Below are 23,348 nucleotides of genomic sequence, written 5' to 3'. Positions count from 1 at the left end.
AGGACGCTGCTGCGATGCTGCTGATCAACTGCCCATGGTGCGGTCCCCACAACGAGAGCGAATACCACTACGGGGGCCAGGCTCACGTCCCGTACCCCGACAACCCCGCCGAACTCGACGACCGGCAGTGGGCCGAGTACGTCTTCTACCGGGACAACCCGAAGGGCCCCTTCGCCGAGCGGTGGATGCACAGTCACGGCTGCCGTCGATGGTTCAACGCCCTGCGCGACACCGTCAGTTACGAGGTGCTGGCCACCTACCGGCTCGACGAGCCGCGCCCCGAACCCCGCGTCACCGACCCGGCCGGAGAGCAGCGATGACCGACCAGCAGTTCCGGCTCGGCCACGAAGGCCACGTCGACCGCACCACTCTCCTCCACTTCACCCTCGACGGAAGGGAGTTGACGGGGCATCCCGGCGACACCCTTGCCTCCGCCATGCTGGCCAACGGCATCGTCGAGGCCGCCCCGTCGCTCTACCACGGCCGCCCGCGCGGCATCGTCTCGGCGGGCGTCGAGGAGGCCAACGCCCTCGTACAGCTCAGTGGTTCGTGTTCGGAGGGCATGCTCCCGGCGACCACGGTCGAACTGTACGACGGCCTGTCCGCGACCACGCTGTCCGGCATGGGACGGCTCGACCCGACCCCCGACCCCGCCGTCTACGACAAGAAGTACGTCCATACCGACGTCCTGGTCGTCGGCGCGGGCCCGGCCGGACTCGCGGCCGCCGCCGCGGCAGCCGAGTCCGGCGCGCGCGTGATCCTGGTGGACGACCAGCCTGAACTCGGCGGCGCGCTGCTGTCCGGACGCACTCGGTCGGGGTGGGTGGCCGAGGTCGGCGCGGCGCTCGACGCGGCCCCCGAAGTCACTGTTCTGACGCGCACCACGGCGTTCGGGTCGTACGACGACAACTATGTCCTCGCCCTGGAGCGGCGGACCGACCACCTCGGAGCCGACGCACCCGACCCCTCCTCGGGCGTCTCGCGTCAACGGCTGTGGCACATCCGCGCCCGCCAGGTGGTCCTGGCGACCGGTGCGCACGAGCGCCCGCTGACCTTCGCCGGCAACGACCGTCCCGGCGTGATGCTGGCCGCGTCCGTACGCACGTACCTCAACCGGTACGGCGTGGCCCCGGGCAGGCGAACCGTGGTCGCCACCACCAACGACAGCGCCTACGACACGGTCGCCGCTCTGCACGCAGCCGGCATCGGCATCGCCGCCGTCGTGGACGCGCGGCCCGAACTGTCACAGCGGGCCGCGGAGATCGCGACGGCGACCGGGGTACAGGTACTGACGGCCAGCGCAGTGGTCGGCACCACCGGCGAGTCCCGGCTCACCGGCGTGACCGTCCAGACCCTCGACGCGGAAGGTCAACTCGTCGGCGAGGAACAGGAGTTCGACTGTGACCTGCTCGCCGTCTCAGGCGGCTGGAGTCCGGTCGTCCACCTGCACAGCCAGCGCCAGGGCAAGCTGCGCTGGGACGACGAGCTGGTCGCCTTCGTGCCTGACGGCACTGTGCGGGACCAGCAGATCGTCGGCGCGGCGCGTGGGACGTACGGTCCGGACGGGGCTCTGGCCGAAGGGACGCGAGCCGGTGCGCTGGCGGCGACCGAGGCGGGGTTCCCCGTTCCGGTGCCGGCGGCGCCGTCCGAGGACGCACGGCCCGACGTCCGTGCCCTGTGGCTGGTGCCCTCCCCCGCCGGCGAACCCGGCACCTGGGACACCCACTTCGTGGACCTCCAGCGCGACGTCACCGTCGCCGACGTCTGGCGGTCCACCGGCGCCGGCATGCGCGGCGTCGAGCACGTCAAGCGCTACACCTCCCTCGGCACGGCGAACGACCAGGGCAAGACGTCCGGCGTCAACGCGATCGGCGTGATCGCCGAGGCCCTCGGCGCGGGCGCGTCACCCGGCGAGATCGGCACCACCGCCTACCGGGCGCCCTACACACCGGTGGCCTTCGCCGCCCTCGCCGGACGTGAGCGCGGGGACCTCTTCGACCCGGAGCGCACCACGTCCATCCACGGCTGGCACGCCGCCCACGGCGCCGAGTTCGAGGACGTCGGACAGTGGAAGCGGCCCTGGTACTACCCCCGGCCGGGCGAGGACATGGATGCGGCCGTCGCCCGCGAGTGCCGCGCGGCCCGCGAAGGCGTGGCGTTCATGGACGCCACCACCCTCGGAAAGATCGAGATCTGGGGCGCGGACGCGGGCGAGTTCCTCAACCGCGTCTACACCAACGCCTTCAAGAAGCTCAAGCCCGGCATGGCCCGCTACGGCGTGATGTGCAAGCCCGACGGCATGATCTTCGACGACGGCGTGACGCTGCGCCTCGACGAGAACCGCTACTTCATGACCACCACGACGGGTGGCGCCGCCGGGGTCCTGGACTGGCTGGAGGAGTGGCTGCAGACCGAGTGGCCCGAGCTCGACGTCCACTGCACCTCGGTGACCGAACAGTGGGCGACGGTCGCCGTCGTCGGCCCGAAGTCACGTGCCGTCATCGCGAAGCTCGCCCCCGAACTCGACGTCTCCGCCGAGGCGTTCCCCTTCATGGCCTTCCGCGAGACGACGCTCGCCTCGGGCATCCCGGCCCGCGTCTGCCGGATCTCCTTCTCCGGTGAGCTCGCCTTCGAGATCAACGTCTCGTCCTGGTACGGCCGAGCCGTCTGGGAGCAGGTGTACGAGGCCGGAAAGCCGTACGACATCACTCCGTACGGCACCGAGACGATGCACGTCCTGCGCGCCGAGAAGGGATTCATCATCGTCGGCCAGGACACCGACGGCACCGTCACCCCCCAGGACGCGAACATGGACTGGGTGGTCTCCAAGCGCAAGGACTTCATCGGGAACCGGTCCTACTCCCGCGCCGACACGACACGCGCCGACCGCAAGCAACTGGTCGGCCTGCTGCCCACCGACCGTACGACGCGACTGCCTGAGGGATCCCAACTCATCGCGCAGGACACACCGTTGACCCCCGAGGCCGGGCCGGTGCCCATGCTCGGCCACGTCACCTCCAGCTATCACAGCGCCGCACTCGGCCGCCCCTTCGCCCTCGCCCTCGTCGCCGGCGGGCGGGCCAGGATCGGCTCGACCCTGCTCGCCCCTGTGGGCGACGACCTGGTGCCCGTCGAGGTCACCGACTCCGTCCTCTACGACCCGGAAGGGACCAAGCGCGATGGCTGAGTCCACGAACGAAGCGCGCACCGGCCTGCCGGCCTGGCGCGTGAGCCCTCTGGCGCATCTCGCGGAGCGGATGCGGGACGCGGCCGTCACCGGGGCCCGCGGTGTCACGCTGGCCGAGTGGCCCTTCGTCGGCATGGTGAACGTGCGCGTCGATCCGGCCTCCGCGGCGGCGACCCGCATCGAGAAGACCTTGGGGGCACCACTCCCCCGCGAGCACGGCGGGACCACCACCTCCGGCGGCCACACGGCGTTCTGGCTCGGCCCCGACGAGTGGCTGGTCCTGTCTCAGGCCGAAGTGGGGCCTGTGGTCGACGAGTTGAGGGAGGCGCTCGCCACGGATCCGGGTTCGGTCGTCGATGTCTCGGCGAACCGCACCACCCTCGAACTGAGCGGCCCGGCCGCCCGGCAGGTGCTGGAGAAGGGCTGCCCGCTGGACCTGCATCCTCGGGTCTTCGGTCCGGGCCGGGCCGTGTCGACGACGGTGGGACCGATCGCGGTCCTGCTCTGGCAGGTCGACGACGGGCCGACGTACCGCCTGCTGCCGCGGTCGTCGTTCGCCGACTACCTGGCGCGCTGGCTCATCGACGCGATGAGCGAATACCGCGGCCCCGAGCTGCCTTGACCGCGCCGGGCACATCGGCCCGCGCTCGGCCCGCGTCGGCCCCCTCCCGCACGGTGGGGCCGATACGGGCGGCCCGGCGCTTCGTCTGTCGCCGGGCGGGTCACCCCACGTACATGGACAGTCTCGCCAAGGTCATCACGACCGAGCGCGACACCGGCCGGGACATGAAGGCCACATGCCAGGAGGCCGCCCGCGGCGGCCTCGACGCCAACGTCACCGAATGCCGACACCATGACTGATTCCCCGGCTTCCGCCGCGTCCCCCGTCCCCGCCTCCCCCGCCCCCTCGCCGGCCGTCCCCGCCACGACGCCGGTCGAGCACGTCCTCACCCTGGACTGCCCCGAGGCGCCCGGCATCGTCCACGCCGTCTCGCGGTTCCTCGTCGAGCACGGCAGCGACATCATCGACAACCAGCAGTTCGGTGACCGCAGGGACGGCCACTTCTTCATGCGGGTGCACTTCGCCGCAGCCGGCGGCGAGAACACCACGCAGTCCCTGCGCGACGGTTTCGCCGCCGTGGCCGCCCCCTTCGCCATGCGGTGGCACCTTGAACCGGTCGGCACCCGCCGACGCGTGCTGATCATGGTGTCCCGCTACGACCACTGCCTCAACGACCTGCTCTTCCGCACCCGCAGCGGCGACCTGCCCATCGACGTGGTCGCGGTCGTCTCCAACCACCGCGACCACGAGGCACTCGTCACCTGGCACGGCATCCCCTTCTTCCACGTGCCGGTCACCGCCGCGACCAAGCCCCGGGCCGAGGCACAACTCCTCGAACTCATCGACTCGTTCGCCGTCGACCTGGTCGTCCTCGCCCGCTACATGCAGGTGCTCTCCGACGATCTGTGCACCCGGCTGCCCGGCCGGCTGATCAACATCCACCACTCGTTCCTGCCGAGCTTCAAGGGCGCCAAGCCCTACCACCAGGCCCACGACCGCGGCGTCAAACTCGTCGGCGCGACGGCCCACTACGTCACCGCCGACCTCGACGAAGGCCCGATCATCGCCCAGGAGGTGATCAGCGCCGACCACAGCCACACCCCCGAGGATCTGGCCGCGATCGGCCGCGACGCGGAGTCGGCAGCCCTGGCCCGGGCCGTCCGCTGGCACTGCGAAGGCCGGGTGTTCGTCCAGGGGAGGCGCACGGTGGTGCTCCGCTGAGGGACGGAGGGGCACAGGCCTCAGGGGCGGGGGACGGAGGGGCAGACACCTGCCGTGGGTCTCACGACCTCCTGGCTGTCCGCTGACTCCATGTCGGTTCCCACACCTCGACGTCCGGGGTTCGCGCTCGTGTCGCCTCCAGGTGGGCGCGGAACGCGTCGAGCACCGGATGCCGGTTGTCACCGCGCCAGATCAGTGACATCGGGTAGACCGGCGTCGGGTTCCGCACGGGAATGCGGCGCAGATCGTAGCTGTCGGGCCAGAGATAGCGCGACCCTTCGCCCACGAGGGTCGCCAGGTCGGCGGAGTCGGCGATCTCGTCCAGCAGCGCCTCGTTCCCGAAGACAGGCCCGACGACGTCGATCGTGAGACCGAACGCCGCGGCGAACTCGTCGTAGTAATCGGCCCACTCGGTGCCGGGTGCCATGCCGGGCATCCAGATGCGGTGGCCGGCGAGCTGTGCGGGCGTGACGCTGTCGGCGTCGGCCAGCGCGTGGGAGGGGCCGACGAGCAGCTCGTGCGGGTCGTCGATCACTCTGGCGGTCTTGATCGAGGCCGGCAGATGATGCTCGGGGACGGTGATCGCGTGGAACGTCGCGTCGATCGTCCCGGCCTCGACGGCGGCGATCGCCGTGTCGACATCGGCGTTCAGGGTGACGACGTCGAGCTCGATCTCGGGACGCGTGCGGTAGAAGTCCTGGAGGAGCACCGCCGGAGCGATCCGCCGGTTGAGGACGTCGACGCGCAGGGGGCGCCGGCCGGGGCGCACGGAGGCGTCGGCCCGGTCTTCGGCCCGGAGGAGTTCGCGGGCGTGGGGCAGGAGCGCCTGGCCGTCGATGGTGAGTTCGGCGCCGCGCGGAGTGCGGGTGAACAGGCGCACTCCCAGATCCTTTTCCAGCACGGCGATGCGCTTGGAAACGGCTTGCTGGGTGATCGACAGGGCTGCGGCGGCTTCCTGGAACTGGCCGGCGTCCGCAGCCGCGACAAAGGTGCGCACGGCGTTGAGATCCACCCGCCCACTCTATTCACACACCTTCCGGGTGGTCGTGACGGACCGGAGGGCGGTGCGCTGCCGTGCCGACGGCCACGGCATTGGCGGCGACGATCACGGCGATGGCCGTCCATGATGCCGGGCCGAGGTTCTGGCCGAGTATCAGGAGGCCCACCAGTGCGGCACACACCGGGTTGACGCTCATGAAGATCCCGAAGAAGTGGGCGGGGACGACCCGCAGCGCGAGCAGGTCGGCGAGGAAGGGCACCGCGGAGGACAGCACACCCGCGGCCAGCGCGCACAGGAGGGCGGTCGTGGTGGGCCGGTGCAGACACAGCACGGTGATGCCGACCGGCACGTAGAGCGCGCCGGAGACGAGTGCGGCGGCCGCGGATCCCTCGACCCCGGGCAGGCGCTGTCCCATGGTGCGGTTGAGCAGGATGTAGCAGCCCCAGCACACGGCGGCCAGCAGGGCCAGGGCGATGCCGAGGTAGTCGGTGCTGGGCCGGGGCCGGGTGAGGACGAGTACCGCCGCGCCGGCGACGAGCGCGCAGACCAGATCGATGCGACGGCGGGAGCCCGCCAGTGCGACGGTGAGCGGCCCGAGGAACTCCAGGGTGACCGCCAGCCCGAGCCCGATCCGGTCGATCGCCGTGTACAGCGTCAGGTTCATGGTCGCGAACACCACGGCCAGCCCCACCACCGGCCTCCACTGTGCGGCGGTGAATGTACGCAGCTTCGGCCGCCCGGCGCTCAACAGCACCCCGGCGGCCACCCATTGGCGTACGGCGACCACACCCACCGGCCCCAGGACCGGGAAGGCGAGTGCGGCGACGGACGCTCCGAGCTGGTTGGACAGGCCGCTGCCCAGCATCAGGGCCATCCCGGACCAGCGAGGTGAGGCGCCCTGTGGTGCGGTGGACACGGTCGGCTCCGCGCGAGCATCGGTTTCCATGACGCGACCATCCGCCTCATGGACCCATACGCAAAATGCATCCGACGCCGAACCTATACGCTGGACGTATGGATGGTTCGCCGGATCTGGAGCTGCGGCATCTGCGTTGCCTGGTCGCCATCGTCGACACCGGAAGTTTCACCGACGCCGCGATCGAACTGGGTGTCTCCCAGGCGTCCGTCTCGCGCACCCTGCTGGCCTTGGAGCGGATCCTCGGCGTACGGCTCCTGCACCGCACCAGCCGTACGGTCACCCCCACCACGGCCGGCGTCGAGGTCCTGGCCCGCGCCCGGCACATGCTCGCCGAGGCCGACGAGCTGGTCCGCCGGGCCACCACCGGTCACACCCGCCTGCGCATCGGCCACGCCTGGTCCGCGATGGGCCGGCTCACGGCCGAGTTCCAGCGCCGCTGGCGCGACCGCTACCCAGATGTCGAACTCCACCTGATTCGCCACAACACCCCCACCGGCGGGCTCGCCGAGGGCCTGTGCGACATGGCCGTCATCCGGACCGCCGTCGACACGCGTCGTTACGCTCACGCCCTGGTCGGTCACGAGCGCCGCTACGTCGCGCTGGCCTCCGACGACCCGTGGGCCAGGCGGCGCGGCATCCGTCTGTCGGAGATCCGCGAGCGCACCCTCGTGGTGGACCGGCGCACCGGCACCACGACCCTGGACCTGTGGCCCGAAGGGGCCGGCCCTGACGTGGAGTACATCCAGGACGTCGACGACTGGCTCGCCGCCATCGCCACCGGCCGCTGCGTCGGCGTCACTCCGCAGTCGACCGCCACCCAGTACCGTCGCGACGGCATCGCTTATCGCCTTCTGCGCGACACCGACCCCGTCCCCGTCCACCTCATCTGGCCCCAGCAGAGCCCGCATCCCGCCACCCACGCCGCCGTCGTCCTGCTGAGCGATCTCTACCGCGAGGACGCGCAAGGCCCGAGAGCGTGAGGCCGGGACACGGATGGTGAACGTGAACTCGTGGTCCGACGGCGACCGGTCGAGGATGCCCGGCGGGACGTCGTAGGACTGGGACTGGTGCCGGGCGGCTGCGGCATGCGGCGTCCGGCGTGCGGCGTGCGGCGTGCGGCGTGCGGCGTGCGGCAACTCCACCACGCCGGTCGCGCGTCAGCCGGTCATTGCTCTCCGCGGGCCTTGAGCCAGTGGGCGGCCCTGGTTGGCGAGGCCTGGGTCAGCCATGCGTCCTGGACGACTTCGGTCAGTTCCGTCAGGGTGAGCTCGCCGATCCGGCCGGCCCGGAGGAGTACCGACAGGTGGCCGTCGAAATGCGGTGTGGTGAAGAAGGGGGACGCCTGATCCTGGACCAGAGCCTGCTTGTCGGACTCGGACGGCACCCAGAACACGATCACGTCCGCGTAGCGTTCACCGGTCTCGGGATCGAAGGCGTCAGGGCGAGGAGTGCGGAAGAAGACGAACGACTTGTGTCCGACCTGGTAGACCGGGTTGCCGGCGGAGCCGTGGACAACCGTGACATGCGGCATCCCCGATGCCAGTGCGTGCACGTCCTCGACCCGCGCCCGGCGCGATCCAGCAGACATGGCGGCAGGATACAAGGGGTGCTGGGTGCGCTTCGGCACAAGCGGGCCGGAGTTTCGTCGGTGAGCCCGCAGGCTCCTCCGCTACGGGGCGACGGTGGCCGCCGAGTTGCGCCTCGGCGCAGCCGCCCCGTGAAGGCCGTGCCCCGCCCGCGCCTCGGCGACACGGGCGCGGGCGGGGCTCGGCATCACGCGAAGGTCAGGCAGGCAGTCGCTCCAGCAGCGCCGCGAAATCGGTGCCCGGCGGCAGCGTCCCGAAGGCGAGCCCGCGGTCCCCGGCGAGCCGCGAAGCGCAGAACGCGTCCGCGACGGCGGTCGGCGCGTGCCGGACCAGGAGCGCACCCTGCAGCACGAGGGCCGCGCGCTCGATGACCCGGCGGGCCCGCAGCGGCGCGTCCTCGGTGAGGACGAGTTCGCCCTGCAACTCCTGCCAGGCCGCGTCGAGCCGCTGGTCACGGCCCGCCGCCGCCTCGATCTCCGTCCGGAACGCCTCCAGGGACTCCGGCTCACGGGCCAGCGCACGCAGCATGTCCAGGGCGTTGACGTTCCCGGAGCCCTCCCAGATGCCGTTGAGCGGCGCGTCGCGGTACAGACGCGGCATACCTGATGCCTCGTCATATCCGTTGCCGCCGAGGCATTCCAGGGCCTCCGCCACCGCTACGGGCTGTCGCTTGCACACCCAGTACTTGCCGACCGCCGTGGCGAGGCGCAGGAAGGCTCGTTCGCCTTCGTCGCCGCGCTGGGCGCGGTCGGCCGCGCCGGCCAGGCGCAGCGCGAGCGTGGTGGCGGCCTCGGACTCCACGGCGAGGTCGGCCAGTACGTTGCGCATGAGCGGCTGGTCGATGAGCTTGGCGCCGAACACCGAGCGGTGCCGGGCGTGGTGGGCGGCCTGGGCGAGGGCGGCGCGGGTGCCGGCGGCGGAGCCGAGGACGCAGTCGAGCCGTGTCATGGTGACCATGTCGATGATGGTGCGGACGCCCTTGCCCTCGGCGCCGACGAGCCAGGCCACGGTGTCGTCGAACTCGGGCTCGCTCGACGCGTTGGAGCGGTTGCCGAGCTTGTCCTTGAGGCGCTGGATACGGAAGGGGTTGCGGCTGCCGTCGGGCAGGACACGCGGGACCAGGAAGCAGGACAGGCCGCCGGGCGCCTGGGCGAGCACGAGGAAAAGGTCGTTCATCGGGGCGCTGGTGAACCACTTGTGTCCGCGCAGACGCCAGGTGCCGTCGGCCTGTTCGGTGGCGGAGGTGGTGTTGGCGCGCACGTCGGTGCCGCCCTGCTTCTCCGTCATCCCCATGCCGGCGAGCAGGCCGCGCTTGCCACCCGGGGTGTGCAGACCGGGTTCGTAGACACGGCTGGTGAGCAGGGGTTCGTAGATCTTCGCCAGGTCGGGGGCATGGCGCAGGGCGGGGACGACGGCGTAGGTCATGGAGACGGGACAGCCATGCCCGGCCTCGGTGCTGCTCCACACCATGAAGGCGGCGGCCCGCGCCACATGCGCGCCGGGCCGTTCGTCCGCCCACGCGCTGCCGGCCAGGCCTTCACCGACCGCCACCTCCATCAGGGCGTGGTACGAGGGGTGGAAGTCGACCTCGTCGATGCGGTTGCCGTAGCGGTCGTGGGTGCGCAGCACCGGCTCGAAGCGGTTGGCCTCGTCGGCCCAGCGCTGCACCTCCTCGCTGCCCGCCCGGCGGCCGATCCGGTGGAGGTCGTCGAGAGACCATGCGGCGCCCTCGCGGCGCACACCCTCCAGGAGGACCGGGTCGTCGGCGATGTCGTGACCGGCCAACGGCGGTACCTGGTTGGTCACTTCGTGCGTCACGGCGGTGGGGTTGCTGGGCATGGGTCCTCCTCCAGGGGAGAGCGTGGGAATCAGGCGGTCCGGGCTCCGGCGCAGCGCAGCGCCGCGGCGGTGAGGTCGGCGAGGAGTTCCTCGGTGGCGTTCTCGTCGGGGGTGCCGAGCGGGTCGACGAGCACTTCGCCGATGGCTCCGGTCAGGGCGGCCGCCGTGATCTCGGCGTTCTGCGGGGGCAGCCTGCCCGTCGTCGTACCCTCGCGCACCACTTCGGCCCACAGTGCGCGGTAGCGGCGGCGGAAGTCGATCCGCTCGGCGCCGACCGCGGGTTCGGCGGGGGCGGCGAGCAGAGCGTAAGCGAGGCCACGGTTCTCCAGGGCGCGCCGGGCGAAGACCTCGACGCCGCGGCGCAGCCGTTCGACGGGATCTCCCGGGCCGTGCAGCACCTCGCCCAGGACCTCGACCTCGCGTCCCGCGGCGCGCCGGAACACCTCCACGGCGAGCGCCGCCTTGGACGGGAAGTGCTGGTACACGGAGCCTGCCGCGATGCCCGCCGAGTCGGCGACGGCGGTCACGGACGCCTGCGACCAGCCCACTTCCGCCACGACGGAGGTCGCGCAGGAGATGAGGCGCTCTCTCGCGGCTTCGAGCCGACTGATTTCGGCTGGGGTCTTGCGGTAGGCCATGTAAGAAGTGAACCATGATTCAGAGTTTCCCGCCACGGTCGGTTGCGCCGGCCCGGCTCGTCAGGAGAACGTGATGCACCTCAGTGCCCTGCTGGACGAAGTGGTTCGCTCGGCCGGCGACAAGGAAGCGGTCGTCTATCGCGAACAGCGGTGGAGCTACCGGGAGTTCGACGAAGCCGCCCGGCGCGCCGCGACGGTGCTGGACGAGGCCGGGCTGCGGCCGGGCGACCGTCTCGCGGTGATGACGTACAACACCCCCGCCTTCCTGTTCGCGGCGTTCGGCGCCTGGTACGCGGGCGCCACCCTGGTGCCGGTGAACCACAAACTGCAGACGGCCGAGGTGGCGCGACAGCTGCGGCACTGCGGGGCCCGGCTGGCACTCGTCGACGCGGAGATCGGCGAGCGCGCGACCGCGGCCGACGTGGAGGTGCCGTGGCTGGTCAGCCACCCCGACGCGGACGCGGACACGCGCCCGGCGGGCTGTTTCGAGTCCCTCGTTGCGCGCGCCGAGCCCTGGCGTGCCGAGCCGGGCCCGGACAGCGACATCGCGCAGATCCTCTACACGTCGGGGACCTCCGGGACCCCCAAGGGCTGTATGCACACGCACCGCGGCATCGCCCTGACGGCCGGGCACACCGCGGACACGATCCCCCTCGTCCGCGACGACCGGTTCCTGATCTGCATGCCGATCTGGCACGCGTCGCCCCTCAACAACTGGACCCTGGGCACGTTGCTGCGCGGGGCCACGGTCGTGCTGCAGCGCGAGTACGACCCGCGCGGCATGCTGGAGACCATCCAGCGCGAGCGGGTCACCGCGATGTTCGGGGCACCGATCGCGCTCATCGCCCCGGTGCAGGCCGTCGCCGACTTCGCCGGCTTCGACCTGACGTCCGTACGCGCCTGGATCTACGGCGCCGGGCCTCTGGACGCGGACACCGCGCGCCGGCTGATGACGGCATACGGCTCGCAGGACTTCCACCAGGTGTACGGGATGAGCGAGATGGGCCCCGCGGGGACCTCGCTCTCACCCGCCGAGCAGGTGACCAAGGCGGGATCGATCGGGTGCTGCGGCATGCCCGGTGTCGATCTGCGGGTCGTACGCCCCGACGGCGCGGATGCCGGTTCGGGCGGGACCGGGGAGATCTGGCTGCGCTCGGAGAGCCGGATGGTCGGCTATCTCGACGACGAGGCCGCCACCGCGGAGGTGTTCGCGGGCGACTGGTACCGCAGCGGTGACCTCGGCCGGGTCGACGAGGACGGCTTCGTCACGATCGTGGACCGGATGAAGGACGTGATCATCACCGGCGGGGAGAACGTCGCCTCACAGGAGGTGGAAGGCGCGTTGCGTGGCCATCCGGACGTGCTGGACGTCGCCGTCGTGGGCCGCCCGCATCCCCAGTGGGGCGAGACCGTGGTGGCCGTCGTGGTGCGGCGCGAGGGGGCGGACCTGGACGTGGCGGGCATGCGCGCCTGGCTCGAGCCGCGGATCGCCCGCTACAAGATCCCGCGCGAGCTGGTACTGCGCCGGGAGCTGCCGCGCACTCCGTCGGGGAAGATCACCAAGCATGTGCTGCGGGCCCAGCTGGCCGAATCCGCCGAGCCGGCGCGGGTGGTGAGCGGCTGAGCGTCCACGTGCCGTGGGTCCGTGCGCATCACGGGTCACGGCCCGTTAAGGTCTCCGCATGGCGGAGGAACAGGTGGAGCGGGCACGTCGGGGTCCGGGGCGGCCTCGCCAGGAACACGTCACCCGAGCCGTACTGGACGCCGTCGTCGACCTGGTGGCGGAGAGCGGTATGGCCGCACTCACGATGGACGCCGTCGCGGCCCGCGCCGGCGTGAGCAAGCCGGCCATGTACCGGCGCTGGTCCACCAAGCAGGACCTGGTCATCGCTGCCGCGGAGTCGCGGATCGGACCGCTGACCGTGCCCGACATGGGGGACTTCCGGGCCGAGCTGCGGGCCGTCCTGACGGCGCGCATGAAGGCCTACCGGCAGCCGGGGATCGACCGCCTGCTGGCCGGGGTGATCGGTTCCGCCGCCGAGGCGGGAGCGGAGCCCGGGGCCTACCGCGCCTACACGGCCCGCGTGATGAGCGAGACCCGGCACCTGCTGGAGCGTGGTGTCGCGCGCGGCGACGTCAGGGAGGACGTCGACGTGTCGGCCGCCTCGACGCTCGTGGCGGCGTCGCTGGTCTTCCGGATGGTCGGCGAGCAGCAGATGCCCGACGAGTCGCTCGTCGAGTCGGTGGTGGACCTGATCGGCCGGGCGGTCGACGCCCGGCCCTGACCTTGAACTGACGTCCCGCCACCTCCCTGCGCGCAGGGCACTTCATCGTGCCGTGCGCGCACTTCGGCATGCCCGGATGTCGGTTCGAGACCCCCGGACTGCGCCGAACTGCGCCGGATGGCACCGGAAAGCAACCCCTCCGAACCCCTTGCACCGGCGCGATCCAATATCGATACTGTCGGTTACGTAATTGGTGGTCACCGTCAGGAGGAACCTCATGCAGGACGTCGCGTCGACCCATGTGGCCAACCCCGAGCCCGTACTGGACAAGCCCCTCATGCACTACGGCCGCCGCGTCCTGGACCGCCTCGCCCCCGGCGCCGAGCAGTCCGCGTACCGGCTGATCGACATCGACCCGCTCACCCCGCACTTCGGCGCCGTGCTCGGCGGCGTCGACCTGACCCGGCCCGTCTCCGACGAGCTCGCCACGGAGCTGCGGCAGGCGCTGCTGGAATGGAAGGTGATCTTCTTCCGCGGCCAGACGGGCTTCACCGCCGAGCACCAGCTCGCACTGTCGGGCGTCTGGGGCCCGCCCGAGGCGAACCCGTTCTTCGCGAAGACCGGGACCCCGGGCATCTCCCGGCTCGCCAAGGACGCGAAGGCCGCGGGCAACAAGAACATCTGGCACAGCGACCACTCGTTCATGGTCAACCCGTCGCTCGGCGCCGTCCTGCGAGCCGTGGAGGTGCCCGCCGCGGGCGGCGATACGATGTGGGCGGACATGGGCGCCGCCTACGACAACCTGCCCGAGGACCTCAAGGAGCGCATCGAGAGCCTCACCGCCGTCCACGACTGGGAGGCCAGCTGGGGCGCCCTCATGAACGACGAGCAGAAGGCGGCCTTCCGGGAGAGCTGGCCGCAGGTCGAGCACCCCGTCGTGGTGCGCCACCCCCGCAGCGGCCGCAGGACCCTGTACGTGAACGAGCCGTTCACCCGGTACATCAAGGGCCTGTCCGAAGCGGAGAACCGTGAGCTGCTCGACATCCTGGTTCTCCAGGCGCGCATCCCCGAGTTCCAGATCCGCTTCCGCTGGGAGCCCGACTCGATCGCCGTCTGGGACAACATCGCCGTCCAGCACTACGCGGTCAACGACTACTTCCCGCAGCGCCGGGTGATGGAGCGCATCGCCATCGCCGGCGTCCCGCTGTCCTGAACGGCTCTCCCTCTGCCCCTCAGGAGTACGCATGACGGCGGTACCGACCGTGCCCCAGCACCCGACACGGACCACCGGCGGCAGCCGGCGCGCCTGGACCGTGATCGTATTGCTGGTGTTGCCTTCATGATGGTCAACTTCGCGGACAAGTCCGTCCTCGGCCCGGCCGCCGACGAGATCCGCGCGGACCTCCATCTGAGCGCCACTCAGTTCGGCCCGGCCAACAGCGCGTTCTTCCTGCTCTTCTCCGTGGCCGGCGCATGCGAGAGCGGACCGTGCGGGTGAGGACTCCGGCCAGGGATCCGGGCGGCGGTGGTACGAGCCCACGGCGGCCGGTGCGGACCAGCCCGTTCCGCACCGGCCGCCGTGAGCCGGGGTGCACCCGATTGCCTTCGGGACCGAACCCCGCACACGTTGCAGCCCAACTCGCCCCGGACCGCTACGTGTCCCCCTCCAGCCGGTTCAGACGCGACGCGTTCAGCCTCGCCGCCTGGCGTGTGAGGTGGTCGCGCTCGGCGAGGTTGGGTGCCTTCTTGGCCGCCTCCGCGTACAGCCGTGCCGCCGTCGCAAGGTCGCCGGCGCGCTCGTGGAGATACGCCGCCACCGCGGTGTGGCGCGGCAGTGAGTCGTTCAGGTCCGCGAGCGCCGCCAGGCCGGCGCGTGGTCCGTCGGCCTCGCCGACGGCCACCGCGCGGTTGAGCCGGACGACCGGGCTGTCCGTCAGGCGCGCGAGCTCGTCGTACCACTCGACGATCTGGACCCAGTCGGTCTCCTCGGCTGCCGGCGCATCGGCGTGGAGCGCCGCGATGGCGGCCTGGGCCTGGAACTCTCCGAGACGGTCGCGGGCGAGGGCCGCCTGGAGGATCACGACGCCCTCGGCGATCGAATCGGTGTCCCAGCGGGCACGGTCCTGCTCGGCGAGCGGCACCAGGCTGCCGTCGGGCGCCGTGCGTGCGGCGCGCCGGGCGTGATGGAGCAGCATGAGGGCGAGCAGCCCCCTCACCTCGGGGTGGTCGACGGCGGCCGCGAGCTGCCGGGTGAGGCGGATGGCCTCGGCGGCGAGGTCCACGTCGCCGGAGTAGCCCTCGTTGAAGACCAGGTAGAGGACGCGCAGCACGGTGGCGACATCACCGTGCCGGTCGAACCGCACGCCGGAAACGGTGCGCTTGGCGCGGCTGATGCGCTGCGCCATCGTCGCCTCGGGCACCAGGTAGGCCTGGGCGATCTGGCGGGTGGTGAGCCCTCCGACGGCGCGCAGGGTGAGCGCGACGGCGGAGGACGGCGTCAGCGACGGGTGGGCGCACAGGAAGTAGAGCTGGAGCGTGTCGTCCGCCGCGGGCGCCGGGCCGGGCGCCGGTTCCTCGTCGACGAGGTCCTCACGCCGGCGGCGGGCGACGTCCGACCGGGTCGCGTCGAGGAACTTGCGCCAGGCCACGGTGACCAGCCAGCCCTTCGGATCCCGCGGCTGCTCGGCTGGCCAGACGCGGACCGCCTCGACCAGTGCGTCCTGTACGGCGTCCTCGGCCGCCGCGAAGTCGGCTCCGCGGCGGACGAGGATCGCGAGCACGCTCGGCGTGAGGCTCCGGAGCAGGGCCTCGTTCACCTGTGAGGTCACGTGGGAGGTCACTCCGTGACGGTGGGCGGCTCGGTCAGGAACGGGCGCAGCTCCAGCCACTCGTGGATCGGCCGTCCACCCGCCCCGGGGGCGGCCGACAGTTCCCCGGCCAGCTCGACGGCCCGCTCGTAGGTGTCGACGTCGATCACCATCCAGCCGGCGATGACGTCCTTGGTCTCGGCGAACGGTCCGTCGGTGACCGGCGGGCGCCCCTCACCGTCGTACCGCACCCACGCCCCCTCGGGTGCGAGCGCCTGACCGTCGACGAACTCGCCGGACTTCTCGAGCCGGTCCGCGAAGTCCCGCATGTACTGCACGTGCGCCGAGATCTCTTCGGGCGTCCACTGCTCCATGGGGACGTCGTTGACCGCGGCCGGAGCTCCCCGGTAGTGCTTCAGCAGCAGGTACTTGGCCATCGTGTTCTCCTCGGTGGTGGTGCGCCCCATTGTGGTCGCGTTCACCCCGGGGACGGAGCGGGCCACGGATTCTCGACATCGCGGTCGAGATTCTTTTTTGGTGCTCGTGGGTGGGCCCGGTGAACGGCGTCTCCCGGGCCCGGGCCGGTCAACGCCGCCTGTCCGGGGTCAGTGGTTTCGCAGGGCGGCGAGGGTGGTGTTCAGGTCGGTGCGGTCCGTGCGGTTGTAGGGAAGCTTCCCGAGCAGGGTGGCCATGGCGCAGCTGTTGGAGAGCGCGGAAAAGACGAGGCCGGCGGCGATGCCTGCGGAGAGCAGCTGGAAGGCGGGGTGGATCACCAGGCCGAGGAGCAGGCCGAGGAGGACGACGGAACCCGCGGTCAGGCGGACTTGGCGGTCCATGGCCCACTTGGGTGCCGCGGTGGCGGCGGGACGGTGCAGGTCACCACCCGCCGAGACCCAGGCGGCGGTCCCGCCTTCGAGGCCGGCGGCTCGGATGCCGTTACGGGAGAGGGTGACGCTCGCGTTCTGCGAGCGGGCGCCGGAGGCGCAGACCACGAGCAGGTCGCTGCGGTCGGCGGCCTCGCGGAGGGTGGGCAGTGCGTGTTCCAGGTCGTCGAGGGGGATGTTGTGGGCGCCGGGCAGGTGTCCGCCGGCGTATTCGCCGGGGGTGCGTACGTCGATGACGACCAGGGTGTGCAGACGTTCCCGGACGGCGCCGACGGTGAGGGTGGTCGTATTCATGGGTTTCTGTCCTTCGGTTCTGGCAGGGCTGGGTCAGATGAGGCTGTCGAGGAGCATGCAGGCGGCAACGGCCAGCAGGACGTAGGCGAAGACGCGCTGCAGGCGGTTGCCGGAGATCTTCGTCGCGAGGCGCTTGCCGTCCCAGGCTCCGAGGATCGCGGCTGCGGTGAAGGGGGCGATGACGGCCCAGTCGAGGCCGTCGGCGGTGCCGGTGCGGGTGGCCAGTGCGGCGAGCGAATTGATGACGATGACGAGGAGGCTCGTGCCGACGGCGGTCTTCATTCGCAGGCCGAGGACGCCGACCAGGGCGGGTACGGCGAGGAACCCCCCGCCGACGCCGAGCACGCCCGTGACGGCGCCGAGCCCGGCTCCGGATCCTGCCGCTCTGGGCGGCCGCACGGGCCGGTCCTGTGCGGGACTGTCGTGGACGGGGCCGTCTTCCGCGGGACTGCCTGGTACGGGGCCCTCTTGTGCCGGGCGGCTCGGACGGAGCATCCGCCAGGCGGCGAGTGCGGCGATCACCGAGAAGGCGATGGTCAGTGCGGTGGCGGGTATGTGGCCTGCCGCGAGGCCGCCGAGCATGGCGGGGCCGATGCCCGCGGCGGCGAACAGCAGTCCGGACCGCCAGCGGACGTTGCCGTCCCGGGCGTGAGCGGTCAGTGAGCTGATGGATGTCAGGGTGACGATGATCAGGCTCGCGGTGGTGGCGGCGACGGGGGTGAAGCCGAGCAGGTAGATCAGTGCGGGCACCGCCAGGACGCTGCCGCCTCCGCCGAGTCCGCCCAAGGCCAGGCCGACCACGGCGCCTGCCACCAGGGCAAGGATGAGCACACTCATGTCTGATCGGGATCGAGGCCGAGGCCGGTACAGAGAAAGGACATGCCGGGACCAGGACTCCTACTGGTGTCGATCAAACGACTCAGGCGGCGGCGCGGACGGTCAGGCCGGCCTCTGCCGCCCGGTCGAAGCCGTCGTCGACGGCGACCACGTCGCGCCCGGCCGCATCCAGCAGCGAGGCCGCGATCCCGGCCCGCATACCGCCGGCGCAGTGCACCCACACCTGCCCGGCGGGCAACTCGTCGATCCGCTGGTGCAGTGCGTGTACGGGAATGTGGACCGAGCCCTCGACGTACCCGCCGGCGCGCTCGGAGTCGCGGCGCACATCCAGGACCACCGGCGGCACCTCTGCCCGGGACAGCTCGGCGGCCAGGTCGGCGAAGGCCGCCCGGCGGAACGATGCCGGAACCTGGCCGGGGCTCAGCCAGTCGGACGGGCTGCCGGTGGCGGCGGCCGCGGGGTGGTCGATCCCGACCCGGACCAGTTCGCGCTGGGCGTCGGCGAGCTGCTGGGGTGTTTCGGCGAGCAGGGTGACGGGTTTGCCCCACGGGATCATCCACGCCAGGTAGGTGGCGATCTTGCCGTCGGCCTCGAAGTTGAACGAGCCCGCGACATGGCCCTCGGCGAACGCGACGCGGTTGCGCAGGTCCACGACCCATTCGCCGGCCGCGAGCCGCAGGCCGATCTCCGCGGCATCCGCGCGCCGGGGGGCGGTCAGGTCGACGGGGTCCGGGCCGGCGGAGTTGGCCGGGCCCATGTGCGCGTAGTAGGCGGGGACGTCCTCCAGGCCGGCGAGCAGACCGGCGACGAAGGAGTCGACGTCCTGGACCAGGGCCGCGTTCACGGCCTTCTCCCGGCCGATGGTGCTCGCCTCACCCTCGGTCTGCCCGGAGGAGCAGAAGCTGCCGAAGCCGTGGGTGGGGAGGATCGAGGTGTCATCGGGCAGCTCGGCGGCGAGGCGGTGCGCGGAGGCGTGCTGGGCGCGGGCCAGGTTCTCCGTGAGGCGCGGTTCGACCAGGTCGGGGCGGCCCACGGTGCCCATGAGCAGGGATCCGCCGGTGAACGCGGCGACCGGCGTACCGGCCTCCTCCAGGACGTACGCGGTGTGGTGCGGGGTGTGGCCGGGGGTCGCCAGGGCCCGCACGGACAGTTCCTCGTCGATCTCGATGACGTCGCCGTCGTGGACCGGGATACGGGCGAAGGCGACCTGCGCGGCGGCCGGCACCAGGTAGGCGGCGCCGGTGACCCGGGCCAGCTCCAGACCGCCCGTCACGTAGTCGTTGTGGATGTGTGTCTCCACGACGTGCGTGATGCGCACGCCACGGCGCGCGGCCGCCGCGATCACCTGGTCGATGTCACGCGGCGGATCGACCGCCACCGCGGCCAGGGGGCCCCCGACCAGGTAGTGCCGGTTGCCCAGACCCTCGATCTCGATGGTGTCGACGAAGAACATGTGCCGTTCACTTCCTCTGGTGAATACCCCCCCGGGTATTGATCTCACCGTAACAGATTACCCCGGGGGGTATACTCGGAGGAGATTTCGCCCCGTTCATCCGGACTCGGGGCCCCGACACCATGCGCCGGCCCCGAACGGGGCAGCGGGCAGACTGGACCTCGCGCTCGTCCAACTCACCAAGGAGCCCAACGGATGACCCCGACCGTGCCGAACCCGGCCCCCAAGGCCACCAACGCCCACGACGAAGCCTCCGCGCGCGCAGTGCTCAACCGCCTGCGCCGTGCCCAGGGGCAGCTGGCAGGAGTCATCACGATGGTCGAGGAAGGCCGCGACTGCCGGGACGTCGTCACCCAGCTCGCCGCCGTCAGCCGCGCGCTGGACCGCGCCGGCTTCAAAATCCTCGCCAGCCGGATGCGCGAATGCCTGACCTCCACCGAGGACGGCGGCACCCCCGCCATGAACGAGGAGGAGCTGGAAAAGCTCTTCCTCACGCTGGCCTGATCACAGCCCAGGGGGTGGGACACAGCGCCCCACCCCCGGAAACCGCCGCACACGACGCCACCGCCCCGTGAGCGCACCAAGCCGCCGTACCCGCGGCGCGTCGGCGCATGCCGTACCGGGGCGGGACAGCCCGCGGAATTACTGTCGACGGCATGGACGGTGATCGCGGAGCATGGCGTAAGTGTTCTCTTGCCGGCGCGGTGTTCGCCGTGTGCATGGCCGGGACCACCCTGCCGACCCCGCTCTACGGGCTCTACCAGGACAAGTTCGGGTTCTCCGAGCTGACGGTGACCGTCGTCTATGCGGTGTACGCCTTCGGGGTCATCGGTGTGCTGTTGCTGACCGGCAACGCGTCGGACGCCGTCGGGCGGCGGCCGGTGTTGTTGTGGGGTCTGGGATTCGCAGCCGCCAGCGCCGTCTGCTTCCTCGGCGCCACCGGGCTGGGGTGGCTGTACGCGGGGCGACTGCTCTCCGGGTTCGCCGCCGGGCTGTTCACCGGCGCCGCCACCGTGTATGTGATCGAGCTGGCGCCGCACGGCGGTGGCCCCCGGGCCACGTTCGTGGCGACCGCCGCCAACATGGGCGGGCTTGGCTGCGGTCCGCTGCTCGCCGGGCTGCTCGCCCAGTACGCCGCCTGGCCCCTGTACCTGCCCTTCACCGTGCACCTCGCGCTGGTGGCCGCCTCGGCCGCCGTACTGCTGTGGCTGCCGGAGACCGTGGCCGAGCGGCGGGCACTGAGCACCGTACGGCCGCAGCGGCCCAGCCTTCCCCCGCAGGTGCGGCCGGTCTTCGGGCCCGCCGCGATCGCCTCGTTCGTGGGGTTCGCGTTGTTCGGGGTGTTCACCTCGGTCAGTCCGGCGTTCCTCGCCGAGTCCCTGGACGTGGACAACCACGCCGTCAGCGGTCTGGTCGTCGCGCTCGCCTTCTTCGCCTCGACCGCGGGGCAACTGGCGGTCACCCGGGTCGGAATGGAGCGATCCCTGCCGCTGGGCTGCGCCGCGCTCCTCGCCGGGCTGGCGCTGCTCGCGGGCGCGCTGCGATGGGACCTGCTGTTCCTGGTGGTGCTGAGCGCGCTCGTCGGCGGTACGGGACAGGGGCTGGCATTTCGTGGCGCGCTCGGCGCGGTGGCCGAGGCGTCTCCCCCGGACCATCGCGCGTCCGTGATCTCCACCCTGTTCGTGGTGGCATACGCGGGCATCTCCGTACCGGTCATCGGTGTCGGAGTACTGACCGGCCCGATCGGCCTGGAGGGCGCCGGGCTCGTGTTCATCGCGGTCATGGCGGTCCTGGTGTCGACCGCGGGTGTCTACCTGGTCCGGCGGCTGCGGCGCACGACACCTGAGCACGCACGCTCTGCCCCGTAGCGCCCGCGACCGCGTGACCGGGCGGCGGCCGGCGCAACGAAGCCCCGCCCACGTCGTTGATCAACCCATGAAGATCACCATCGCGCGGCGTCAGCTGCGCCTCACGGCGGCAACCGTCGCCGCCCTGACACTGGGACTCACGGGCGCCCAAAGCTCGCCGGCCGCGAGCTCCGCCGCGGCTGATTGCCCTACGGCGGAGCTCTTCGCCACCAACAACACCGCGGTCATCACCAACCCGGACGACCCCAGGCTCCTCACCCGTCTCACACGCTTCGACCACGAAGTGCGCGCGATCATCCGCGCCAACGGGGCCTCACCCGTCGCCTCGAAGCTCATGGAGGGAGTCTTCTGGTCCGGCGATCTCAAGCAGGCCACCTATGAGCGCTCACGCGAGTTCGACATCGGCAGGGTCGGCCGTGACGGGCTCAACCACATCGCCGGTGTCGTCGCCAAGACGTACCGTCAGGAGTCCGTGCTCACCTTCCGCTGTCTGTCGCGCACCTCGGCGGAGACGGACGCACTCGAGATCGAGGCGCCCGGCGTCAGCGCGAACCGGCTGCACGACGAGCTGGTCGCGGACCCGGTGGCCCGCGACAGACTCGGCGGCGGCTCGGTCACCGTCGACGGCCGGCTCGTCCTCATCGCCCCGCTCGCCGACCTGCCACTGGCCCGGCAGTTCACCGCCAAGCTCGGTGTGGACTGGCAGACGGTCCAAGTGCACTACGGCGACAGGGAATTCGTGAGCTGAGTCAGGAGCACGCCGACGCCCTAGGGTCTGTCCGGCGGATCAGGTCGCACTCGGAGGCCCGCGCTGATCTGTGCTGGTGAGCGGGGTCTGGTGCGTCGAGATGCAAGGCGGAGGAGGGCGACAACGCGGAGCGTTGGCAACCGACGACAACGCCGCAGGTCGGCGTGCCAGACCCCGCGTCCGCGACAAGATCCGCCGGACGGGCCCTAGGCGCCACCGACGTGCCCTTGCGGCCCCGCGGGGTGTTCGGCCGGACCGGGCATCGGCCGAACCCCACCGTGACCGCTGAGCGCATAGGCCGCCTGGTGCAGCGCCTCAGCAGCTACCAGGCGAGCCTCGGCCACGACGTCACCGCGCTCACGTACCAGGCTCTCGTAGACCGGCAGATGGTCGTTTCCGGTTGAGCTGGGATTCACAGGGCTGGGTCCTTATCGGTATCTGGGGCGGCCGTCGGGTAATGCGGGCTCAATCGCCGTCACACGCGGTTGAGTCGCGCGGCGATCCCATGCCCGACCAGCAGGTAAATCACTGCCGGCAGACCGTAATTGAGGAGAACCCGAAGGCCCTCTGTGTCCATGGTGAAAACATCCTGTGACCACCAGGCCAGCCAGTCGGCCATTCCGTGCACGAATCCGACGAAGACGTTGTCCTGGTTGGCTTCGAGCAGGTAGAGCAGAATCCACAGACCCAGGAACGCCGCGGCTATGTCGGCGATGGTATGGATGACCAGTCCAGCCCGGCGGGCCCCGCCCTCGCGCCGCTCAGGGCGCTGCGGTGGCTGTGGGGGCTGCTGGTACTGGTCGTAGGGGTGGGGCGGTCCGGCCATCGGGTCGGTATTGCTCACGGGAAATCCAATCTGACGTCATCTTGCAGGCTGAGGCAGGGGCGGACATCGCTTCCGGCTCTCTCAGGCAATCGCCTGCCGCACCACACGCACAAGGCGTCTCGCGGGCACGTACAACTCTGCGTCACGCCACCGCCGCCGCGTTACACGGCCATCGGAATATCCCAAATATGGCCAGGTAATCGGCAACTTGCCCAAATGTGTGAGCACGCGATCCATTTCGCCGTCGAACACCTCACACCGGTGTGCTCATTTCGTGCGCTCCTCGTGATGCCTTCATGCGAATACCGCACTTACCGTTCACGTTGCCACAGGCGATGAGATTCAGCGATCTCCTCCGGAGGTCAACTCATGAGCACTACCAACCCTCTCGGCGTCCATGGAGGCACGCGATTCCGCCGAGCCGGGGTTCCCCTGTCGCCACATGCGGCCGCCC

General features: G+C 71.1%; 25 protein-coding genes. 14 read left to right on the top strand and 11 right to left on the bottom strand.

All coding sequences use genetic code 11. The features are described from left to right. Nucleotides 1-14 precede the first annotated feature (14 nt). The 5 genes from OHO83_RS42440 (at nt 15) to purU (ending at nt 4,970) form a co-directional block, all read left to right on the top strand. Nucleotides 15-320, top strand: a complete 306-nt coding sequence (locus tag OHO83_RS42440; protein ID WP_266680519.1) for a sarcosine oxidase subunit delta — start codon at nt 15-17, stop codon at nt 318-320. Then, nucleotides 317-3,187 carry a sarcosine oxidase subunit alpha family protein gene (locus tag OHO83_RS42435; RefSeq protein ID WP_266680517.1) on the top strand — a complete coding sequence of 957 codons (2,871 nt, stop codon included), beginning with the start codon at nt 317-319 and terminating at the stop codon, nt 3,185-3,187. Before OHO83_RS42440 ends, OHO83_RS42435 begins: the two co-directional genes overlap by 4 nt. After that, a complete protein-coding gene (locus tag OHO83_RS42430; RefSeq protein ID WP_266680515.1) occupies nt 3,180-3,809 on the top strand; it encodes a sarcosine oxidase subunit gamma in 630 nt (209 codons plus the stop codon). The genes OHO83_RS42435 and OHO83_RS42430 overlap by 8 nt, the downstream gene beginning before the upstream one ends. A gap of 113 nt (nt 3,810-3,922) precedes the next feature. Continuing rightward, nucleotides 3,923-4,048: a hypothetical protein gene (locus tag OHO83_RS42425; RefSeq protein ID WP_266680513.1), complete on the top strand. Its 126-nt coding sequence runs from the start codon at nt 3,923-3,925 to the stop codon at nt 4,046-4,048. Beyond that, the gene (gene purU, locus OHO83_RS42420; protein WP_266680511.1) at nt 4,041-4,970 is read left to right on the top strand and encodes a formyltetrahydrofolate deformylase; all 930 of its coding nucleotides are present in this window, start codon (nt 4,041-4,043) and stop codon (nt 4,968-4,970) included. The genes OHO83_RS42425 and purU overlap by 8 nt, the downstream gene beginning before the upstream one ends. A gap of 61 nt (nt 4,971-5,031) precedes the next feature. Here the strand turns inward: purU and OHO83_RS42415 are convergent, their stop codons facing one another. Together OHO83_RS42415 and OHO83_RS42410 are read right to left on the bottom strand one after the other, a co-directional pair. Continuing rightward, nucleotides 5,032-5,982, bottom strand: a complete 951-nt coding sequence (locus tag OHO83_RS42415; protein WP_266680509.1) for a LysR family transcriptional regulator — start codon at nt 5,980-5,982, stop codon at nt 5,032-5,034. A gap of 13 nt (nt 5,983-5,995) precedes the next feature. After that, complete coding sequence (locus OHO83_RS42410; protein ID WP_266680507.1) at nt 5,996-6,916, bottom strand: EamA family transporter; 921 nt, start codon at nt 6,914-6,916, stop codon at nt 5,996-5,998. Nucleotides 6,917-6,984: 68 nt separating this feature from the next. Here OHO83_RS42410 and OHO83_RS42405 point away from each other — a divergent pair, with 68 nt between their 5' ends. Next, the gene (locus tag OHO83_RS42405) at nt 6,985-7,869 is read left to right on the top strand and encodes a LysR family transcriptional regulator (RefSeq protein ID WP_266680505.1); all 885 of its coding nucleotides are present in this window, start codon (nt 6,985-6,987) and stop codon (nt 7,867-7,869) included. A gap of 185 nt (nt 7,870-8,054) precedes the next feature. Here OHO83_RS42405 and OHO83_RS42400 read toward each other — a convergent pair whose 3' ends face one another. The 3 genes from OHO83_RS42400 to OHO83_RS42390 all read right to left on the bottom strand — a co-directional run bounded on the left by OHO83_RS42400 (nt 8,055) and on the right by OHO83_RS42390 (nt 10,952). Next, nucleotides 8,055-8,477, bottom strand: a complete 423-nt coding sequence (locus tag OHO83_RS42400; RefSeq protein ID WP_266680503.1) for an MmcQ/YjbR family DNA-binding protein — start codon at nt 8,475-8,477, stop codon at nt 8,055-8,057. Nucleotides 8,478-8,673: 196 nt separating this feature from the next. Continuing rightward, nucleotides 8,674-10,314 (bottom strand): acyl-CoA dehydrogenase family protein, encoded by a 1,641-nt coding sequence (locus OHO83_RS42395; RefSeq protein WP_266680501.1) that lies wholly within the window; start codon nt 10,312-10,314, stop codon nt 8,674-8,676. 29 nt (nt 10,315-10,343) lie between these two features. Beyond that, nucleotides 10,344-10,952, bottom strand: coding sequence for a TetR/AcrR family transcriptional regulator (locus OHO83_RS42390; RefSeq protein ID WP_266680499.1), 609 nt, complete (start codon nt 10,950-10,952; stop codon nt 10,344-10,346). Nucleotides 10,953-11,025: 73 nt separating this feature from the next. Between OHO83_RS42390 and OHO83_RS42385 the strand changes: the two genes are divergently transcribed. From OHO83_RS42385 to OHO83_RS42370, 4 genes are all read left to right on the top strand, one after another. Continuing rightward, on the top strand, nt 11,026-12,576 hold the full coding sequence (locus OHO83_RS42385) for a class I adenylate-forming enzyme family protein (protein ID WP_266680497.1): 1,551 nt from the start codon (nt 11,026-11,028) through the stop codon (nt 12,574-12,576). Nucleotides 12,577-12,634: 58 nt separating this feature from the next. Then, entirely contained in the window at nt 12,635-13,237 is a 603-nt protein-coding gene (locus OHO83_RS42380; protein WP_266680496.1) for a TetR/AcrR family transcriptional regulator, read from the top strand. 217 nt (nt 13,238-13,454) lie between these two features. Next, on the top strand, nt 13,455-14,390 hold the full coding sequence (locus tag OHO83_RS42375) for a TauD/TfdA dioxygenase family protein (RefSeq protein ID WP_266680495.1): 936 nt from the start codon (nt 13,455-13,457) through the stop codon (nt 14,388-14,390). A gap of 126 nt (nt 14,391-14,516) precedes the next feature. Further along, complete coding sequence (locus OHO83_RS42370; protein ID WP_266680494.1) at nt 14,517-14,675, top strand: hypothetical protein; 159 nt, start codon at nt 14,517-14,519, stop codon at nt 14,673-14,675. Between the two features lie 154 nt (nt 14,676-14,829). Here OHO83_RS42370 and OHO83_RS42365 read toward each other — a convergent pair whose 3' ends face one another. The 5 genes from OHO83_RS42365 to OHO83_RS42345 form a co-directional block, all read right to left on the bottom strand. Beyond that, nucleotides 14,830-15,993: an RNA polymerase sigma factor gene (locus OHO83_RS42365; protein WP_266681762.1), complete on the bottom strand. Its 1,164-nt coding sequence runs from the start codon at nt 15,991-15,993 to the stop codon at nt 14,830-14,832. Nucleotides 15,994-16,013: 20 nt separating this feature from the next. Continuing rightward, nucleotides 16,014-16,421: a YciI family protein gene (locus OHO83_RS42360; protein WP_266681761.1), complete on the bottom strand. Its 408-nt coding sequence runs from the start codon at nt 16,419-16,421 to the stop codon at nt 16,014-16,016. Between the two features lie 168 nt (nt 16,422-16,589). After that, nucleotides 16,590-17,162, bottom strand: a complete 573-nt coding sequence (locus OHO83_RS42355; protein WP_266680493.1) for a rhodanese-like domain-containing protein — start codon at nt 17,160-17,162, stop codon at nt 16,590-16,592. 33 nt (nt 17,163-17,195) lie between these two features. Beyond that, nucleotides 17,196-17,999, bottom strand: coding sequence for a sulfite exporter TauE/SafE family protein (locus OHO83_RS42350; protein WP_266680492.1), 804 nt, complete (start codon nt 17,997-17,999; stop codon nt 17,196-17,198). Between the two features lie 82 nt (nt 18,000-18,081). Further along, nucleotides 18,082-19,452: an MBL fold metallo-hydrolase gene (locus OHO83_RS42345; protein ID WP_266680490.1), complete on the bottom strand. Its 1,371-nt coding sequence runs from the start codon at nt 19,450-19,452 to the stop codon at nt 18,082-18,084. A gap of 195 nt (nt 19,453-19,647) precedes the next feature. On the opposite strand from OHO83_RS42345, the gene OHO83_RS42340 reads away from it, so the two are divergent. From OHO83_RS42340 to OHO83_RS42325, 4 genes are all read left to right on the top strand, one after another. Further along, entirely contained in the window at nt 19,648-19,956 is a 309-nt protein-coding gene (locus tag OHO83_RS42340; RefSeq protein ID WP_266680488.1) for a metal-sensitive transcriptional regulator, read from the top strand. A 152-nt stretch (nt 19,957-20,108) separates the two neighbouring features. Beyond that, on the top strand, nt 20,109-21,320 hold the full coding sequence (locus tag OHO83_RS42335) for an MFS transporter (RefSeq protein WP_266680486.1): 1,212 nt from the start codon (nt 20,109-20,111) through the stop codon (nt 21,318-21,320). Between the two features lie 67 nt (nt 21,321-21,387). Then, nucleotides 21,388-22,068, top strand: coding sequence for a hypothetical protein (locus OHO83_RS42330; RefSeq protein ID WP_266680484.1), 681 nt, complete (start codon nt 21,388-21,390; stop codon nt 22,066-22,068). 278 nt (nt 22,069-22,346) lie between these two features. Next, nucleotides 22,347-22,472 carry a hypothetical protein gene (locus OHO83_RS42325; protein WP_323187144.1) on the top strand — a complete coding sequence of 42 codons (126 nt, stop codon included), beginning with the start codon at nt 22,347-22,349 and terminating at the stop codon, nt 22,470-22,472. A gap of 71 nt (nt 22,473-22,543) precedes the next feature. Here OHO83_RS42325 and OHO83_RS42320 read toward each other — a convergent pair whose 3' ends face one another. Beyond that, a complete protein-coding gene (locus OHO83_RS42320; protein ID WP_266680480.1) occupies nt 22,544-22,912 on the bottom strand; it encodes a hypothetical protein in 369 nt (122 codons plus the stop codon). Nucleotides 22,913-23,348: the final 436 nt, after the last annotated feature.

Source organism: Streptomyces sp. NBC_00569 (assembly GCF_036345255.1).
Lineage (GTDB): Bacteria > Actinomycetota > Actinomycetes > Streptomycetales > Streptomycetaceae > Streptomyces.
Note: the sequence above shows the minus strand (reverse complement) of the source record. Positions and strands in the feature narration are given on the sequence as shown.

Excerpts from the sequence above, each read along its gene's own strand:
- OHO83_RS42410 (WP_266680507.1), bottom strand. The coding sequence starts at position 6,916 with ATGGAAACCGATGCTCGCGCGGAGCCGACCGTGTCCACCGCACCACAG.
- purU (WP_266680511.1), top strand. The coding sequence starts at position 4,041 with ATGACTGATTCCCCGGCTTCCGCCGCGTCCCCCGTCCCCGCCTCCCCC.
- OHO83_RS42405 (WP_266680505.1), top strand. The coding sequence starts at position 6,985 with ATGGATGGTTCGCCGGATCTGGAGCTGCGGCATCTGCGTTGCCTGGTC.
- OHO83_RS42440 (WP_266680519.1), top strand. The coding sequence starts at position 15 with ATGCTGCTGATCAACTGCCCATGGTGCGGTCCCCACAACGAGAGCGAA.
- OHO83_RS42425 (WP_266680513.1), top strand. The coding sequence starts at position 3,923 with ATGGACAGTCTCGCCAAGGTCATCACGACCGAGCGCGACACCGGCCGG.
- OHO83_RS42350 (WP_266680492.1), bottom strand. The coding sequence starts at position 17,999 with ATGAGTGTGCTCATCCTTGCCCTGGTGGCAGGCGCCGTGGTCGGCCTG.
- OHO83_RS42335 (WP_266680486.1), top strand. The coding sequence starts at position 20,109 with ATGGACGGTGATCGCGGAGCATGGCGTAAGTGTTCTCTTGCCGGCGCG.
- OHO83_RS42395 (WP_266680501.1), bottom strand. The coding sequence starts at position 10,314 with ATGCCCAGCAACCCCACCGCCGTGACGCACGAAGTGACCAACCAGGTA.
- OHO83_RS42345 (WP_266680490.1), bottom strand. The coding sequence starts at position 19,452 with ATGTTCTTCGTCGACACCATCGAGATCGAGGGTCTGGGCAACCGGCAC.
- OHO83_RS42435 (WP_266680517.1), top strand. The coding sequence starts at position 317 with ATGACCGACCAGCAGTTCCGGCTCGGCCACGAAGGCCACGTCGACCGC.
- OHO83_RS42340 (WP_266680488.1), top strand. The coding sequence starts at position 19,648 with ATGACCCCGACCGTGCCGAACCCGGCCCCCAAGGCCACCAACGCCCAC.
- OHO83_RS42330 (WP_266680484.1), top strand. The coding sequence starts at position 21,388 with ATGAAGATCACCATCGCGCGGCGTCAGCTGCGCCTCACGGCGGCAACC.
- OHO83_RS42390 (WP_266680499.1), bottom strand. The coding sequence starts at position 10,952 with ATGGCCTACCGCAAGACCCCAGCCGAAATCAGTCGGCTCGAAGCCGCG.
- OHO83_RS42385 (WP_266680497.1), top strand. The coding sequence starts at position 11,026 with ATGCACCTCAGTGCCCTGCTGGACGAAGTGGTTCGCTCGGCCGGCGAC.
- OHO83_RS42370 (WP_266680494.1), top strand. The coding sequence starts at position 14,517 with ATGATGGTCAACTTCGCGGACAAGTCCGTCCTCGGCCCGGCCGCCGAC.
- OHO83_RS42400 (WP_266680503.1), bottom strand. The coding sequence starts at position 8,477 with ATGTCTGCTGGATCGCGCCGGGCGCGGGTCGAGGACGTGCACGCACTG.
- OHO83_RS42355 (WP_266680493.1), bottom strand. The coding sequence starts at position 17,162 with ATGAATACGACCACCCTCACCGTCGGCGCCGTCCGGGAACGTCTGCAC.
- OHO83_RS42430 (WP_266680515.1), top strand. The coding sequence starts at position 3,180 with ATGGCTGAGTCCACGAACGAAGCGCGCACCGGCCTGCCGGCCTGGCGC.
- OHO83_RS42360 (WP_266681761.1), bottom strand. The coding sequence starts at position 16,421 with ATGGCCAAGTACCTGCTGCTGAAGCACTACCGGGGAGCTCCGGCCGCG.
- OHO83_RS42375 (WP_266680495.1), top strand. The coding sequence starts at position 13,455 with ATGCAGGACGTCGCGTCGACCCATGTGGCCAACCCCGAGCCCGTACTG.
- OHO83_RS42380 (WP_266680496.1), top strand. The coding sequence starts at position 12,635 with ATGGCGGAGGAACAGGTGGAGCGGGCACGTCGGGGTCCGGGGCGGCCT.